This window comes from Ekhidna lutea, from assembly GCF_900188325.1.
In the GTDB taxonomy this organism is placed as follows: domain Bacteria; phylum Bacteroidota; class Bacteroidia; order Cytophagales; family Cyclobacteriaceae; genus Ekhidna; species Ekhidna lutea.
Genome location: NZ_FZPD01000002.1, coordinates 855,224 through 871,998 on the forward strand (window position 1 = coordinate 855,224; position 16,775 = coordinate 871,998).

Here is a 16,775-nt window from a genome sequence, read left to right on the forward strand (position 1 = left end):
GTTTTGCAAGACATAAATCATAGCTAATTGATACCCGTTCCCACCCTACATTTGCATCATGCAAGACATTGATATTGAAAACATTGAGCTAACCTATCTGGGCCTGGAAGATTACCAGGAACTAAAAAAGGCGATGATCGAATCTTACCAGAAAGTGGAAGACAACTACTGGGAAAAACACGAGATCGAAAAGCTCATTAACCTTTTTCCTGAAGGGCAAGTGGTGATCAAAATCAATGGACAATTGGCTGGGTGTGCGCTCTCCCTCATTGTAAAAAGTCGACTTGCACAACAACGACACACCTACAAGAAGATTACCGGCAACTACACCTTTAACACACATGACCCTGAAGCTGATATGCTTTATGGAGTAGATCTCTTCATCAAGCCGGAATTCAGAGGTTTACGACTAGGTAGAAGATTGTATGATTACAGAAAGGAGCTTTGTGAACGGATGAACCTTCGAGGGATCGCTTTTGGTGGTCGTATTCCCAACTACCACACCTATGCAGATGATTTGACACCCAGAGAATACATCGATAAAGTCAAGAAAAAGGAAATTGATGATCCCGTATTGAACTTCCAAATCAATAATGACTTTCATGTTTCCAAAATCCTGAAAGGCTACCTGGAAGGCGATCAGGAATCTAAGGAATATGCAGTCCTTCTGGAGTGGGACAATATCTACTACGAGGAAGAAACAGAGCAAGCGAGCTCGATCAAACGAGTGGTTAGGCTTGGCCTTATCCAGTGGCAGATGCGGCCTTATAAAGATCTGGATGAACTCATGCAACAAGTTGAATACTTTGTGGATGCTGTTTCTGATTATCGCTCAGATTTTGCCCTTTTTCCGGAGTTTTTTAATGCCCCGCTCATGGCGGAAAACAATCACCTCTCAGAGTCTGATGCCATCAGGGAATTGGCATCACATACAGAGGAAATTGTGAATCGTTTCTCAAAGCTTGCTATCTCCTACAACATCAACATCATTACCGGGAGCATGCCGGAGATGAAAAATGACCGACTTTACAATGTGGGTTATCTGTGCCGGAGAGATGGTACTGTAGAGCGATTCGAAAAAATACATGTTACCCCGGATGAGTCTAAAATCTGGGGTATGGAAGGTGGAAATGAACTGCAAACCTTTGAAACGGATTGCGGAAAAGTAGGAGTGCTGATCTGCTATGATGTGGAGTTTCCAGAGTTGAGCAGACTCCTGGCTGATCAGGAAATGGATATATTGTTCGTTCCATTCCTTACCGACACACAAAATGGATATTCCAGAGTACGAAACTGCGCACAGGCTCGAGCTATTGAAAACGAGTGCTATGTTGCATTGGCTGGAAGCGTGGGCAACCTTCCTAATGTGCACAACATGGATATTCAATTTGCACAGTCTGTCGTATTTACACCATGTGACTTTGCCTTCCCTACGAATGGCATCAAAGCGGAGGCCACTCCTAACACAGAGATGATTTTGATTGCTGATGTGGATGTAGACGACCTCAGAGAGCTACACCAATTTGGAAGTGTGAATAACCTGAAAGACCGAAGGAAAGATGTTTATGAACTGAAGAAAAGGTGATTAAATATCCCATGCCTCATTGAGGTGCGGGATGGCATGATGGGCGGTCATATCAAATTGACATGGTACGATTGATACATAATTATTCGCTAACGCCCATTCATCATTATCCTCTCCTTTGTCATGATTCACAAAATTACCTACCATCCAGAAGTACTTTCTTCCGTAAGGATCCTTGCGTTCATCAAAGTCCTCTTCCCAATTGGCATTGGCCTGACGACACATTTTAATTCCCTTGATAGGCTCTTTCTGCTTAACGGGGAAGTTCACATTCAAGGCAATGCCTTTGGGAAGGCCATTCTTCAACGCCTCTGTAACTACTTTCTCAATATAATTATCAACATGATCCATATCGGCAGACGGATCAAAGTCGCACAGCGAGAATCCTATCGAAGGTACGCCCTCTATCGCTCCCTCTATCGCGGCACTCATTGTTCCTGAGTAGAGGACGCTTATGGAGCTGTTGCTTCCATGATTGACACCAGAAACAATCAAATCAATCTTTTTTCCTTTCAGCACATAGTGCTTAGCTAGCTTTATACAGTCAGCAGGAGTGCCGCTACATTCGTAAGCCTCAATATCTCCGAACAGATCATTTTTTGTCAGCCTCAATGTATCTCCAACAGTGATTGCATGCCCCATCCCGGATTGAGGACTATCAGGCGCTACTACCACCACCTCTCCAAGGTTTTTTACCACGTTCACAAGCTTGCGAATTCCTCGTGAGGTGATACCATCATCATTACATACCAGAATAAGTGGTTTTGCCATAGTTAGATTGAATTATAGAATGCTGTAATTCGGATGAGATCAGCCATTTCATCCGTATCCAGCCTGTTGTCTTTTATAAATTTCTTAACGTGAGATTGCTTCTTAACCATAAAGTCAAGTAAGTCTCTTTTCTTCCCAGTGAAGAAAGTGATCTTGCCTTTATCGTCCATGAAGTAGTAGGAATATTTAATGATGGTCTGAGTCCTGCTACCCCCTCCCCAGTAGGCTGAAGAGGAGTTTACAACCTGACTCACTAGATGCTCCCTTGCCATAAGCGAGAGCTTACCTTCATATACCAACTCAAAAAATACAGGAATTTTATAGTCAATATTAACCGTATAAGGAATCGAATAAAACTGCCTGTAGTTATTTAAAATCTTATCAAATATTTCAAAATAAAACACCTTATGACTGGAAAATGACATGGTCTTTCCTCTGTATATGACAGAGAGAAGATTTGCATCTAAATCATATTTCAGGTCACCTTTTATCGTGTCCTTATCGGTCGTGACAAGGAATCCTTCATGAAATACCTCAGAAGAAAATTGCTGTGCTGAGAGCGTAAGTGCCGCTGAAAGAAAAAGTAAAGAAAAACGTATTCTCATTTTAAAATCTCGTGTCCCAGTTTATCTCTTTTTGTTTCAAGATACTTTTGGTTATGAGCATTGGGAGCTATTTCTATGGCTATATTCTCTACAATTTCCAGGCCATACCCCATCAAACCAACCCGTTTCTTCGGGTTGTTTGTTATCAGTCTCAGTTTAGTGACATTCAATTTTCTCAATATCTGAGCACCAACACCATAATCCCGCTGGTCGGATTTAAATCCAAGCTCCAAATTAGCTTCAACCGTATCTTTCCCTTCTTCCTGCAATTTATATGCCTTGAGCTTGTTCATCAAACCTATGCCTCTTCCTTCCTGATTCATATAAAGCACTACGCCCTTTCCTTCTTTTTCTACCATTTGCATGGCGCCATGAAGTTGACCTCCACAATCACATCGGCAAGAGCCAAATATATCACCGGTGACACATGAACTATGCACGCGCACCATTACCGGTTCATCTTTTTTCCAAGTGCCTTTGATCAGTGCCAAATGCTCTTCGCCAGTATTCTTTTGTTTGAAAGCTTTTAATTGAAAATCGCCCCAACTGGTAGGCATGCTCACTTCAATTTCCTCCTCAACCATCGACTCCTTATTCATCCGGTATTCGATCAGGTCTGCTATAGAAACGAGCTTCAAACCAAACTTATCTGCAATCTTGCGACAATCAGGTAAGCGAGCCATCGTACCGTCATCTTTCAATATCTCAACCAAAACACCACCCGGAGTAAGTCCAGCAAGCCGAGAAAAGTCAACGGCTGCTTCAGTATGACCAGCTCTTCTCAACACCCCGCCCTGCTTAGCTTTTAGCGGGAAAATGTGACCAGGACGACCCAAATCTTCTGGTTTGGTCTCCGGATTGACTAATGCTTTGATGGTTTTTGCCCGATCAGAGGTAGAAATACCAGTAGATGTTCCATGACCGATGAGATCAACTGAAACGGTAAATGGTGTCTCGAAAGTGGCCGTATTCTTTCCTACCATCAAGTCAAGGTCCAGTTCTTTGCACCGATCCTCCAGCAAGGAAGCGCAAATCAGCCCTCTACCCTCTTTTGACATGAAGTTGATGATGTCCGGCGTTACTTTATCTGCTGCACAAATAAAGTCCCCTTCATTCTCTCTATCTTCATCATCTACCACGATGATCACTTCCCCATTCTTAATGGCCTCAATGGCCTCTTCTATTTTATCTAGCATTGCTATCCTACTAATACGTTCCCTAATATTTTGGCTATTTCCACCGATACCATCTTCAACTCATTTATGTCATCCAAAAGTTCATCCACTTCTGCTTCACTTGTGGCATGCTTTAATTTATCTGTTTCTTCCTGTATCAATTGTTGAACGATTCGAAACTTTAGCCGAAGCACATTGGTGTAAGTTACATCCCTAAGAAACTCTGTTTCTCTGGGCACATGAATTTGATATTTTTCACTCCAGTTCTCGCTGATCTCATATTTATCGGCACTTAAGTCAATGACTGTTTTTCTTACTTTCTCATCTTCGTGATGTAGCAAGAATTCCCCATCTATCACTTCACCCTCATTCAATTTTTCCCTGAAAACCTCAATGATTTTCCGGTAGGTCTCATTGGTAAACTGGATTTCATCTGCTTCGTTCAGAAAGTAGTCAATTAAATTCTGATCCTGCATTTCACGGGTCTGGATCTTATTTTTTCCGTAGTTGACCAGCACCCTGATACTCTCACGCTCCTGGTATTCGATAATCTTGGCGATATCAAGCTGATCAATAATCTCTTCCTGCTCCATTGGGAATGGTGGAGCTTCTATCTCAGGCTGGGACGACTGGTCTGAACGCTGTTTTTTCCGGTTCTCAATGAGAATTTTGTTTTGCTCTGCAACCAAAACCGACTCAGCGATTCCCAGCAAATCACTACAATCTTTTATATAGACGGTTCGCTTAACAGGATCATTGATCTTGGTAATACTTGAGACAATATCCTTGATTACACCGGCTTTTTTTACCGGATCATTTCCAGTCTCATCAAGAAGCACTTTGGTTTTGAAGCGAATAATATCCTGTGCCTCTTCACCTACATATTCCCTGAACCCAGAAGCTCCGAGTTGCTTCGCATAACTGTCAGGATCTTCCCCTTCAGGAAGTGCCACGGCCTTCACGTTCAGGTCTCCTTCCAAAAGAAGGTCAATACCCCGCATGGATGCTTTGATGCCGGCCTGGTCACCATCAAATATGACGGTTACATTTTCCGTATATCGTCGAATCAGCTTTACTTGATCCTCTGTCAAAGCTGTACCGGAAGACGCAACCACATTTTCTACTCCTGCCTGATGCATGGAAATTACATCGGTGTAGCCTTCTACCAGATAACAATTATCCTCTTTTCGAATAGCGTTTTTCCCCTGATACATACCATAAAGCACCTTGCTCTTATGGTAAAGCTCTGTCTCAGGGCTATTGATGTATTTCGCTGACTTGTCAGTACTGGAAAGTTTTCTTCCTCCAAAAGCGATTGTTTTCCCTGAAACATTATGAATCGGAAACATGACTCTGCTACGGAAGCGATCGTAGTTTTTACCGTCTTTATCAATGACAAGCCCTGCCTCAGAAAGTATTTCCTTATTATATCCTTTCTGAGTTGCCTCATTAAGCAACCCATCCCACAACTCTCGTGAATAACCTAATTCAAATTTCTTGATTGTCTCCTCTGTAAAGCCACGCTCTTTGAAGTACGAAAGACCAATGGATTTACCTTCATCCGTATTGTGAAGTACTTTCTGGAAATACTCATTTGCAAAATTGAGGACAATGTACAGGCTCTCTCGTTTGTTCTGAGCTTGTTGAGCTTCATCTGATTGCTCTTCTTCTTTTATCTCAATACCGTATTTTCCGGCCAGATACTTCAACGCCTCCACATAGCTAAGACCATCCACTTCCATCACAAAGGAGATTGCATCTCCACCTTTCCCTGAGCTAAAATCTTTAAAAATACCCTTAGAGGGCACTACATAAAAAGATGGAGTCTTTTCATTCGTAAATGGGCTATGTGCTTTGTAACTTGAGCCTGATCTTTTTAGGGTAACAAAATCCCCAACCACCTCGACAATGTCGATCCGGTTCTTTATTTCTTCGATGGTAGAGGGGTGAATCATAATGTTTTTCGGACTGCAAAATTACCTGATAAAAAGGATACTGAATCATCAGTAATACATCATACATTTGAACAAAAAAATCAATGCCTAAACAAACTGCAAATCCAAAGAATATCCTATTTGTTTCAATCTCCGGATTGATCAGTGACATAGCATGGCAATGCATAAAAGAAGGACATGAAGTCAAATACTTTATAGAGGAAGAAAGTGAAAAAGAAATTGGTGATGGATTTGTACCGAAGGTCGATGACTGGGAAGCTGAAATAGATTGGTCAGATTTGATCGTTTTCGATGATGTCCTCGGACAAGGCGAAAAAGCTCAGCAATTACGAGCAGATGGTAAGTATGTCGTTGGTGGAACTCCTTATACAGATAAATTAGAAGATGATCGCTCCTTTGGTCAGGCAGAGCTCAAAAAACATAAGGTCAACATCCTGAACTACCACGAGTTTGATTCATTTGATGCCGGCATTGCACACATTAAGGCCAATCCGGGCAAGTACGTTTTAAAGCCTAGTGGTGAAGCCCAAAACATCAAAAGATTACTATTCGTCGGGATGGAAGAAGATGGAAGTGATGTTTTGAGGATTCTTAGTGCGTACAAAAACGCCTGGAGTGAAGAAGTAAAAATCTACCAGCTGCAGAAAAAAGTAGATACTGGTGTTGAGATAGGTGTAGGAGGCTTCTTTAACGGAAAGGAGTTTATATACCCTATCAATATCAATTTTGAACATAAGAAATTATTTCCCGGTGAATTGGGTGTGGCGACTGGAGAAATGGGTACAAGTATGTTTTGGAGTGGACCAAACAAAATATTTAACTCCACCCTTAAAAAGATGGAATCAACACTGGCAAAAGAAGGCTATGTCGGATATATCGACATTAATTGCATTGTCAATAGCAATGGCATCTATCCATTGGAATTTACCTCACGATTTGGATACCCCACCATCTCAATACAGGCAGATGGAATGAACAATGGCATTGGGGATTTCTTCTATCAGCTTGCTAAAGGTGAAAAACCAAATCTGAAAGTGAAAAGTGGTTTTCAGGTTGGTGCACGTGTTGTAGTTCCACCATTTCCATACAAAGACCCTAAGACCTTTGAAGCCTTCTCCAAAAATGCAGCTATCGTCTTCAAAAAACCAATGACAGAAGGTGTGCACATAGAAGATGTGAAGATGGTAAATAATGAATGGCTAATAACAGGAGGCAGTGGAGTAGCGCTGATTGTAACAGGATTGGGACTTACCATGAAGCAGGCTCAGCAGCAGCTTTATACACGTATTAAAAATATTATGATTCCAAATATGTATTACCGAACTGATATTGGTAATCGTTGGTTTGAAGATAGTGACAAGCTGCATGCATGGGGATACCTCAGAGAAAGTTAACATGCAGACTAAAATCCATCCTGTATAAGAATACCAGGATGACAATTTGAGTAATTGACAGATAGACTTTATAACTTGCGGGCCGAATGGAATTGACGAAGGAAAATCTACTAAAAGCACTAAGTGAGGTCATAGATCCGGATCTGAAAAAAGACCTGGTTTCACTCGGAATGATCCAAAATATTCACATTGACGGTGATAAAGCAGCATTTGATGTGGTGCTCACCACGCCGGCCTGCCCTCTTAAAGAAGTGATTAAAAAGGATTGTGAAGAAAAGATTCAGAAACATTTAGGTGAGGTGAAAACCATCATCAACATGACCTCAAATGTTACAACCAAAAGAGATGAAGGTCCGGTTTTGCCGGGTGTGAAAAACATTATCGCTGTTTCATCCGGAAAAGGTGGCGTTGGCAAGTCTACCATTGCAGCAAACCTGGCAGTGGCATTGGCCAGAAGTGGTGCCGATGTTGGCTTAATTGATGCTGATATTTATGGTCCTTCGATCCCTACCATGTTCAACTGTGAGTTTGAACAACCGGGAATTGTGCAGGAAGATGGTAAAAATAAAATTGTACCGATACAGCAGTACGGAGTGAAATTAATCTCAATTGGCCTCCTGACTAATAGCGAAGATGCTGTCGTTTGGAGAGGCCCAATGGCCAGTTCAGCCCTGAGACAGTTTATTTCTGATGCGAAATGGGGAGAGTTAGATTATTTGGTGATCGATTTACCGCCGGGAACCAGCGACATCCACCTTACATTGGTTCAGGCAGTTCCAGTTACCGGAGCTGTGGTAGTTACCACACCGCAGAAAGTAGCATTAGCAGATGCTCAGAAGGGAATTTCTATGTTTAAGCAACCACAAATCAATGTACCGATTTTGGGCTTAGTCGAAAACATGTCTTGGTTTACTCCGGAAGAGCTTCCTGATAATAAATATTATATCTTTGGAGAAGGAGGCGGCCAAAAGCTGGCAGAAAAGAATGAGGTTGAACTCTTAGGTCAAATCCCTATTGTTCAGACAATTAGAGAAAGTGGCGACAGTGGCTATCCTGCAGCAATGAAGGATGGAGAATTATCAGACGCATTTATGCGTCTTGCGGAGAATGTAGCGAGGCAAGTGGCAATCAGAAATGCTTCACAGGCTGAGACTAAAAAAGTAGAAGTGACCGTTTAGCAATATGTCAGAGTTAGTAGAAAGAGTAGAAAAAGCACTAAATAATATAAGGCCATACCTGGAAGCTGATGGTGGCGATGTGAAGGTGCTGGAAGTGGATAAAGATATGAATGTAGTGCTGGAACTAATGGGAAACTGTGGTTCTTGCCCCATGTCTACAATGACATTGAAGGCCGGTGTTGAAGAAGCCATTAAGCGAGAGGTCCCAGAAATAAAAAGCGTGCATGCTGTCAACATTACCTCGCCGGATGATCCAAACGCTAAGCTTCCATTTGCAAATTGAAAGACCCATGCGAGGTGGGTGGTTCTTATGTATCCTTTTAGCTGCATTTCATCTCAATGCACAAGACAGATGTGGTACAACAGCCCCAACAACAGGTGAATTTGAAAACTGGATAAGCACAAAAATCGCCGAACGACAGAATCAAGCCCACAGACCTCAAGCTCCGCTTTATCAAATACCCGTTGTAGTACATGTATTTCACAAGGGTGAGCCAGTAGGAACGGGTGTAAACCTTTCAGAGGAGCGCATTAAAGCTCAAATTGACTCCCTAACGGCGGACTTTCGGCGCACCAATGCGGATGCCATGAATACGCCTCCTGACTTTCTTCCTGTAGCTGCGGACGTAGAAGTGGAATTTGTTTTGGCAAAGCAAGATCCTGCTGGTAAACCGACCAATGGAATCGTGAGAATCCACGGCTCAAGGGATGTTTACCGGGCTAACTCTCATCGTCCGTTGCTACGCTCTGAAAGTTTTTGGCCGGCTTCAAATTACTTGAATATTTATGTACTTGACCTTCAGGTATTTATAGGCTATGCTTCTTTCCCCCTGATTGCACTGGATGGAATCACGAATGACACAGAGGACTACATATTTGATGGAGTGCTAATCGACTTTGAATACTTTGGAGTAAATCCATCTGCACCTGCTTTTGAAAGCTACGGAAGAACACTCACCCATGAAGTAGGTCACTACCTGGGATTGAGACATATATGGGGTGATGGTGGTTGTTCTATTGATGATTTTGTTGATGACACCCCATTGGCAGACACTGACAATGGCGACTACACTTCACCATGCACATTTCCAAATCCTAATGACAATGAAGTCTGCGTTTCAGGCGAGCCTGAGATGTTTCAAAACTACATGGACTACACGGATGATGTTTGTATGAACTTATTTACCTCGGGGCAAAAATCAAGAATGCGAACAGTCATTGATAATGCTCCTAATCGGACAACATTAATTTCTTCGCCAGGCCTGACCGAACCACCTAGATTCTCAAATGATTTGTCAGTTGTAGATATCATTTCGCCAGATTATGCAGAATGTAACACGAACATCACCCCTAGTGTAATGATCACGAATTACGGTAATAATGATGTCAGCTCTTATGAGGTTCAGCTCTATATCAATAGCGATCCTATAGGACCGCCTGAAAGTATTTCAAATACCATGTTGCCGCTTGACTCTGATACAATCATCTTTCCAACTCAATCTGTGCCAACATCACCCTATTCTGTTTCATTTGAAGTGCTGGAAGTAAATGGTGGAAATGATGGAAACCCTGGTAATAACTCAATGACAATAACCGTCAGTGACAATACAACTCAGAGACTGCCATTCAATGAAAATTTTGAAAGTACAATTTCTGTATTTGGAGAGTTTGGCAGTAGTTCCCCATGGGAACAAGTAAATGCACCTAAAACCGCCCCCACCAATCAGGCATTGGTATTTAAATCACATGAGAATACAGAATGGTTTGATGAAACAACAATTTTCAAAACACCTATTTTAGATGTCACGGGCGTACAGTCAGGAGAATTGCTATTTAGCTACGCACATGCAAACTCACCATCTGCCTTTTACGATGGGCTGATGGTAAAGGCAAGCGTAGATTGCGGAGAAACATTTGCAGATATCATTTTTTCAAGCTTTGGTCCAAACCTCGCAACGGCTGAAGAAAGTGATTCTTACTTCTCACCAGCAAATCAACTCGAGTGGATAGACACTGTACTGAGTATTACTGAGTACAAAGAGATCGATGGCGTTCAATTCGCGTTTGTTGGGATCAACGGAAGTGGTAACAATATATATGTTGACAATATTGATATAGTTGAGACGAATCTTTTTGAAAATGATATCAGTCCCAGGAGTTTAAAAGGACCACTTATTACTTGCGCTGAGTCCTCCCGTCTTGAATTACGCATCCGAAATGTAGGATCACAGATTGTAACTTCATTTGAGGTAAAATACCATGTCAATGGAGATACACTCATTACCACATTCAATGGATTAAGTGTTTCATCAAAAGAATTTGCAACTTTCTTTATTGCAGCGGACAATCTAGTTCCCGGTCAGAATCAGGTTGGCGCTGAGATAACCTTGGTCAACGGAGCAGCTGATGAATCAATAATCGATAATTCATTGGCTGCCAGTCTGAGAAGGGATTCGAAATCTGATGAATATCCTTTGTTAGTAGATTTTGAACAACCAGACATTTGGGATGTAACCTCCACAGGTCCTGACACGCTTTGGGTTCGAGCCCAGGTTCAGGGCAATGGTGTGTTAAGAGCAAAAGGGTTTAATGCTCCAAACCTGGGTGTCCAGAGCTGGTTTGTGAGTCCAAAACTCACAACTGGAGGTCTGGATAGTGCTCATCTTTATTTCAGAGCCTCACATGCTGCCAGAAATGGTTTTGAAGATCGATTGCAGGTTTTGCTTTCAACTGACTGTGGCGAAAACTATAGCACCACTCTTTTAGATGCCTTTACAGATTCTCTTGCAGTTACCACCTCATCTACTCGGTGGGTACCCTCCTCAGACAGTGATTGGAAAGAATACAAATTAGATCTCTCGCACTCCTTTTTCTTTGATGATAACATACGAATTGCGTTTGTGTTCACTCCGGGCGGTGGCAATGACTTATACATTGATGATATCAGTATCAGGGAAAATGAAGTACCGAACTATGAGGAAGTGTTCAGAGCGTTTCCTAATCCAGCGATTAATTCATTTAATGTTGGGTTCAACCTATCAGAAAAAGAAGCTGTCACCGTTAGACTATTGGATATGAGTGGCCGTATCATTTTTGAAGAAGTGGTGGGCAATGCATTTAACCAGGTCATAGAGTATGAAGCACCCTCCCAGAAAGGGCTTTATTTTTTAAATGTGATTGGAAAAAATTTCAACACCTCCCAAAAACTGTTTATTAGTAATTGATTAGGTTTATCCCTGTATATTAAAAGCATTTATGTCATTTAGAAAACCAACCAGCGTAAAAGATTTTCTGATTCATTTAGGAGTACTCATTGGTAGCGGCATCTTGATTGTGATCGTTGTATTTTATATCTGGCTTCCGATCACAACCAACCACGGCGAAACAATCACAGTCCCCGATATTCAGGGCATGACAGTATCGGAATTGGATGATTTTTTAAGTAAGCGTAATTTAAGATACGAGGCTACTGCAGACTCCAGCTATTCACCTGACCATCCTCCTTTGGCAGTATTGAGGCAGGTTCCAAAGCCAAATACTAAGGTGAAGGAGAATAGAAAGATTTATGTGACGTTAAATGCAGAGAGTCCGCCCAAAGTGAGAATGCCAAGGGTTGAGGATTTGTCACTAAGAGCCGCAATGATGGTATTAAAATCATATGACCTGAAACTTGGAGACGTTCGATACGTTCCAGATGTGTTTTTTGGAGTAGTTCATGAGGCCAAAATGAATGGCAGAGCTGTTTTGGAGGGAGAGAAAATCGAAAAAGGCAGTTTGATTGACCTTATTGTGGGTGATGGATATGGAAACACTGTATTTCAGTCACCTTTACTTATTGGTTTAGATCAGGAAGAAGCAGAGACAGCCATCATCGGTTCCGGGCTGAAAGTTGGCAAGATTCAGACAACTGAAAAATCACTTGCAGGATTTGATGCATTGGATTCGTTGGGTAATGATATTCTGGAATATAGAAGTATTTCACCCGGTACGGTTCAGCAGCAATACCCGCGTCCAGGAAGAAGAGTTAAAATCGGCGACCCAGTTGATATTTGGATTTATCAGCCGGATACAGTTAGTAACACCTCTACTATATTGGATAACCAATGAATAAACTCTTAGCTGCCATACTAATTGTAGGAATACAGACTGCTTTTGGACAGTTGATCATTAAGCCGATTAACAAATCCACCTCGAATGAGCGCAACAGGATTACTAAATCAAATACTATTAATCCAGCCTCTCTTCCATTTTGGGATGATTTTTCAGTTTCGGGTGATTCTCCTGATGGCTTACGTATTTGGGGAACCGATACTTCCAGTCAGTGGAATGCAGAAGCTAGCCGTGATGTGTATGTCAATGCCACGCTAGCCATCAACCCACCCAGCTATAAGGTTGCCACTTTTGATGGTCTCAACGGAAATGGTGGTTTTCATGGAGCTGATAAGGGTTTGGCAGATCAGCTGGTTTCTGACACGATTGATCTTCAAGGAAAAGCAAATGTGATTCTTTCATTTTACTGGCAGGCCGGAGGTAATGTGGAAATTCCTGACGAAGGTGATTCGCTTATTCTTCAGTTTTACAGCCCAAACATTGAGACTAATGGTGGTTGGCAAACAGTATGGTCAAAAGATGGTGGAGATATTGAAGCAGATCAGGATTCTGTCTTTACACAAGTCGCTCAAGTAGTTGAATCTCAATTTTTAACGCAAAAGTTTGTCTTTCGATTTCAATCCTATGGCGACCTGGATGGCCCATTTGATGCCTGGCATGTGGATTGGATCTATTTGAATGATAATCGTCAAAATGATACATTTCACTACCTTGATAGAGGATTGACCGGTCAGCTGAAGCCTCCATTTTCTCCCTATCAATCTTTACCTATAAACCAGTACAAACTCAATCAACCACAGTATAGCAAACAAACAGTTCAAGCCTTTAATCTTGACGAGCAGCTTCAACCTGCTGAATATATTTTGGTCGTCAGAGACTTGAATACCGGTTCAATTCTAGACTCACTTGAATACGGTAACAAACCGATTTTAGAAGGCAATCCAGATCCATTCAAACTCACCAATAAGCGATTGATAGAATTGGACTCAATAGAGTTCTCAAATTTTCCGAATTTGGACTCACTAGTTGTTTTATCTGAGGTATACTTCGAAAGTTCAGATGATAGTTTGCTGGTTGGCAATATTGATTTAAAAATCAACGATACCATTCGAACACAATATCTGCTACATAATTACTACGCATATGATGATGGTACTGCGGAGTATGCAGTTGGGACAAATGTGCGTGGCGGCCAAATTGCCGTTCGATATTTGCTAGAGCAAACGGATACTTTGACGCATGTAGACATCCATTTCCCAAACATTGATCCGCATAGTTTCAATAGCGCACTTGAACTTCAAATTTTCAAAAGGCTCAATGAGGAGCCGATCAGAACACAGCCTATTTCGGTAATTAATGCAACTACACTTAATGAATTCACAAGGTATGAGCTAGCCAGACCGCTGATCTTGTCCGACACTTTTTTCCTTGGCTATGAGCAAAGTAAAAATGAATATATCGGATTTGGTTTTGACAGAAGCAACCCGGATGCTTCTCAATATATTTTTGAAAACATTACAGGAGAATGGGAGCAAAACTCCAGATTACAAGGAGCACTCATGATTCGCCCTGTCTTCTCAAAAAAAGATTCTTTTGTCTTGGGAGCTAATCCAAAGGAGCTAGCCTTTAGAGTTTACCCAAACCCCACTAAAGGATTATTGAAAATTGAGGGAGTGTATCAAAGTATTACGCTCATGGATTTTTCCGGTCGAGTGCTTTTTAATCAAACTCAAGCAACCGTACATGATTTTTCAAGTTTGAAAGGGGGCTTATATTTGCTCACAATTCACCGAAAAGAGGGTGATCAAACCATAAAAATCATTAAAGAATGAATGAAGATATCACTTGCCAGGAAGTAAAAGACAGACTAGAAAAAGGAGACAAATTCAACTTCATTGATGTTCGTGAAGAATGGGAATATGAGGAAGCCAATATAGGAGCCACACTTATACCGCTAGGAGATCTCCCGACACGTATTTCCGAAATCGAAAGCATGAAAAATGAGGAGATTATCGTTCACTGCAAATCCGGTGCTCGCTCAGGAAGAGCCAAAAAATTCTTGAATTCACAGGGTTTCACCAATGTTCGAAACATGGAAGGCGGCATTACCGCATACCTGGAGCTTTAAAGCCCATTGACAACCAGTGGTTGTGGGCTGAAGCATAACACGAAAATGATTAGTGCAATCCAGCCCAACACTTTTCTTCCCGCAGATAAAGGCTTGTTATCAATCACAGGTGGGTGATCTACTCCAATGAACCTACCAATCAGTAGCGAAAATAATAGCCATCCGGTGTATCCTTCAATTTTGAAAATTGATGCAATAAAAAATTGAACCGTCAACATTACGGTCGCGTATAGTAGTCGATCTCTTTTTTCTTTAAACACACTGTATGCACACCAGTAAACAATAAACAGATAGGCAGCCAGACTAAGCAAAAAGCTCCCGAGTCCTTCTATTGAGGAGTCTACCAAATCTGCTGTAGTAACCCAGCCCAGTCCGGCATAGAAAAGAAATGCTGTGAACAATACCCTCGATATGATGGCATGGTGTTTTGGTCCGAATAGGCCGAAAACCACATGACCACCATCAAGTTGTCCAATTGGCAATAGGTTAAGTGCAGTGAAGAAGAAAGCCAAAAAAGATGCTAAAAGCAATGGATAATGCATCAATTCACTTGAACTAGGCACATAACGATCATCGGGAGCCAGGTAGGTTCTCCCCAGGTTCATCAGTAGATTGTCTCCAAATGAAATAGATCCCCTATTCAACCGAATGGTATCCGGTTGTTGATCATATAGCATTCTATCCGGATTTAAATCACTCTTGAGAATAACCGTATCCAATCCGGCCATCTTCTCTTCAAAATTCTCTCCGAAAACTTCATATTCAGGATGAATCTCATAGATATACTCCGTTTCTGGTAAATGAGTAAAACCATAAATAAAGAAAACAATCGCGACCAAAAAGCCTGCTATTGGCCCGGAAACACCTACATCAAAGTATTTGATACGGCTTGAGATATTCTCTTTGATCTTAATGAATGCTCCCATCGTTCCAATTGTTGGAAAGGGGCCCAGGAAACCCAACCACATCGGGATATAATAAGGAAAAGTGACTTTGATTTTGTGGTATCTGGCAGTGAAGTAGTGTCCAAACTCATGGACTGTAAGGATCAATAGGAATGGAATGGAAAAATTAAATCCGAACAAGAAATCATCCCATGTCATCCCTAACGTAAGAAATTTGCTAATGCTCCATTCTGCCCCTGCAAAGGTGGTTCCCACCAGTGTGGCAATAAACAGACCTATTTGAATGAGGTAAGTCTTTTGCTTCTTATTCAAGCTCGAAAATTTTGTTTAATTGATTATCAGGATCTAAAATTTGAATGGCTTTCATGCCTGCTTTTTTCGCAGCTTCCACATTGTCTAGTCTATCATCTAAAAACAACATTCTGGAGGCGTAAATGCCAATGTCGTCTATAACAAAATTGTAGCAGTTCAGGTTTGGTTTACGCATGCCTATTTCATGTGAATAATAAACTTCTTTTACAAAATCACGCAAACTAGGTCGCCCAGTCTCCACCATAATCATTTCTTCATAGGCAATCTCATGGATTATATTGGTGTTTGAGAGGATGTAGGTATCAAATCGTTCCCCAATCTTTAGCACTTTATTCATCCGTTCCTTTGTTATGGACTTCAGCATACTATTCCAAATGTCCTCAAACTGCATCTCTCCCATTTGCGTACCCAACAGTTTGTTGATACTTGCCCGAAACTCATCCGGTCCGATCATCCCCATCTCAAATTTTTGTAAAACAGGTGCTGTAACGACCAGCTCTTCTATTTCCTCCTGATTTTTATTCGCTACTTCGGAAAATCGACGAATCACTCGTGGATAATCGAGATCGATTAGTACATTTCCAAAATCAAAAATTATGGCATCAATGCCTTGCAGTTGGTCTGACATTCGTTGGCTATTAAACGGCAAATATGTAA

The 16,775-nt window shown here is 41.5% G+C and carries 14 protein-coding genes; 8 read left to right on the top strand and 6 right to left on the bottom strand.

The window, feature by feature from the left end; genetic code table 11:
* Nucleotides 1–58: 58 nt before the first annotated feature.
* On the top strand, nt 59–1,585 hold the full coding sequence (locus CHB71_RS07625; RefSeq protein ID WP_089356295.1) for a bifunctional GNAT family N-acetyltransferase/carbon-nitrogen hydrolase family protein: 1,527 nt from the start codon (nt 59–61) through the stop codon (nt 1,583–1,585).
* Here the strand turns inward: CHB71_RS07625 and surE are convergent, their stop codons facing one another.
* From surE to dnaG, 4 genes are read right to left on the bottom strand one after another with little or no spacing between them, the layout of a single operon-like run.
* A complete protein-coding gene (gene surE / locus CHB71_RS07630) occupies nt 1,586–2,356 on the bottom strand; it encodes a 5'/3'-nucleotidase SurE (RefSeq protein WP_089356296.1) in 771 nt (256 codons plus the stop codon).
* A 2-nt stretch (nt 2,357–2,358) separates the two neighbouring features.
* Nucleotides 2,359–2,961: a hypothetical protein gene (locus tag CHB71_RS07635; RefSeq protein WP_089356297.1), complete on the bottom strand. Its 603-nt coding sequence runs from the start codon at nt 2,959–2,961 to the stop codon at nt 2,359–2,361.
* A complete protein-coding gene (locus CHB71_RS07640; RefSeq protein WP_089356298.1) occupies nt 2,958–4,157 on the bottom strand; it encodes a bifunctional 3,4-dihydroxy-2-butanone-4-phosphate synthase/GTP cyclohydrolase II in 1,200 nt (399 codons plus the stop codon). The genes CHB71_RS07635 and CHB71_RS07640 overlap by 4 nt, the downstream gene beginning before the upstream one ends.
* 2 nt (nt 4,158–4,159) lie before the next feature.
* Nucleotides 4,160–6,091, bottom strand: coding sequence for a DNA primase (gene dnaG, locus CHB71_RS07645; RefSeq protein ID WP_089356299.1), 1,932 nt, complete (start codon nt 6,089–6,091; stop codon nt 4,160–4,162).
* A gap of 83 nt (nt 6,092–6,174) precedes the next feature.
* Between dnaG and CHB71_RS07650 the strand changes: the two genes are divergently transcribed.
* From CHB71_RS07650 to CHB71_RS07680, 7 genes are all read left to right on the top strand, one after another.
* A complete protein-coding gene (locus CHB71_RS07650; RefSeq protein WP_089356300.1) occupies nt 6,175–7,485 on the top strand; it encodes a phosphoribosylamine--glycine ligase in 1,311 nt (436 codons plus the stop codon).
* 86 nt (nt 7,486–7,571) lie between these two features.
* Nucleotides 7,572–8,663: an Mrp/NBP35 family ATP-binding protein gene (locus tag CHB71_RS07655; protein WP_089356301.1), complete on the top strand. Its 1,092-nt coding sequence runs from the start codon at nt 7,572–7,574 to the stop codon at nt 8,661–8,663.
* Nucleotides 8,664–8,667: 4 nt separating this feature from the next.
* Nucleotides 8,668–8,946 (top strand): NifU family protein, encoded by a 279-nt coding sequence (locus CHB71_RS07660; protein WP_089356302.1) that lies wholly within the window; start codon nt 8,668–8,670, stop codon nt 8,944–8,946.
* A complete protein-coding gene (locus CHB71_RS07665) occupies nt 8,912–11,887 on the top strand; it encodes a T9SS-dependent choice-of-anchor J family protein (RefSeq protein WP_179213339.1) in 2,976 nt (991 codons plus the stop codon). Before CHB71_RS07660 ends, CHB71_RS07665 begins: the two co-directional genes overlap by 35 nt.
* A 31-nt stretch (nt 11,888–11,918) precedes the next feature.
* Nucleotides 11,919–12,770, top strand: a complete 852-nt coding sequence (locus tag CHB71_RS07670) for a PASTA domain-containing protein (RefSeq protein WP_089356304.1) — start codon at nt 11,919–11,921, stop codon at nt 12,768–12,770.
* Entirely contained in the window at nt 12,767–14,605 is a 1,839-nt protein-coding gene (locus CHB71_RS07675; protein ID WP_089356305.1) for a T9SS type A sorting domain-containing protein, read from the top strand. The genes CHB71_RS07670 and CHB71_RS07675 overlap by 4 nt, the downstream gene beginning before the upstream one ends.
* Entirely contained in the window at nt 14,602–14,901 is a 300-nt protein-coding gene (locus tag CHB71_RS07680) for a rhodanese-like domain-containing protein (protein WP_089356306.1), read from the top strand. Before CHB71_RS07675 ends, CHB71_RS07680 begins: the two co-directional genes overlap by 4 nt.
* Here the strand turns inward: CHB71_RS07680 and CHB71_RS07685 are convergent.
* Both CHB71_RS07685 and CHB71_RS07690 read right to left on the bottom strand, forming a co-directional pair.
* Entirely contained in the window at nt 14,898–16,118 is a 1,221-nt protein-coding gene (locus CHB71_RS07685; protein WP_089356307.1) for a site-2 protease family protein, read from the bottom strand. The genes CHB71_RS07680 and CHB71_RS07685 overlap by 4 nt on opposite strands.
* Entirely contained in the window at nt 16,111–16,746 is a 636-nt protein-coding gene (locus CHB71_RS07690; protein ID WP_089356308.1) for an HAD family hydrolase, read from the bottom strand. The genes CHB71_RS07685 and CHB71_RS07690 overlap by 8 nt, the downstream gene beginning before the upstream one ends.
* Between the last annotated feature and the right edge of the window lie 29 nt (nt 16,747–16,775).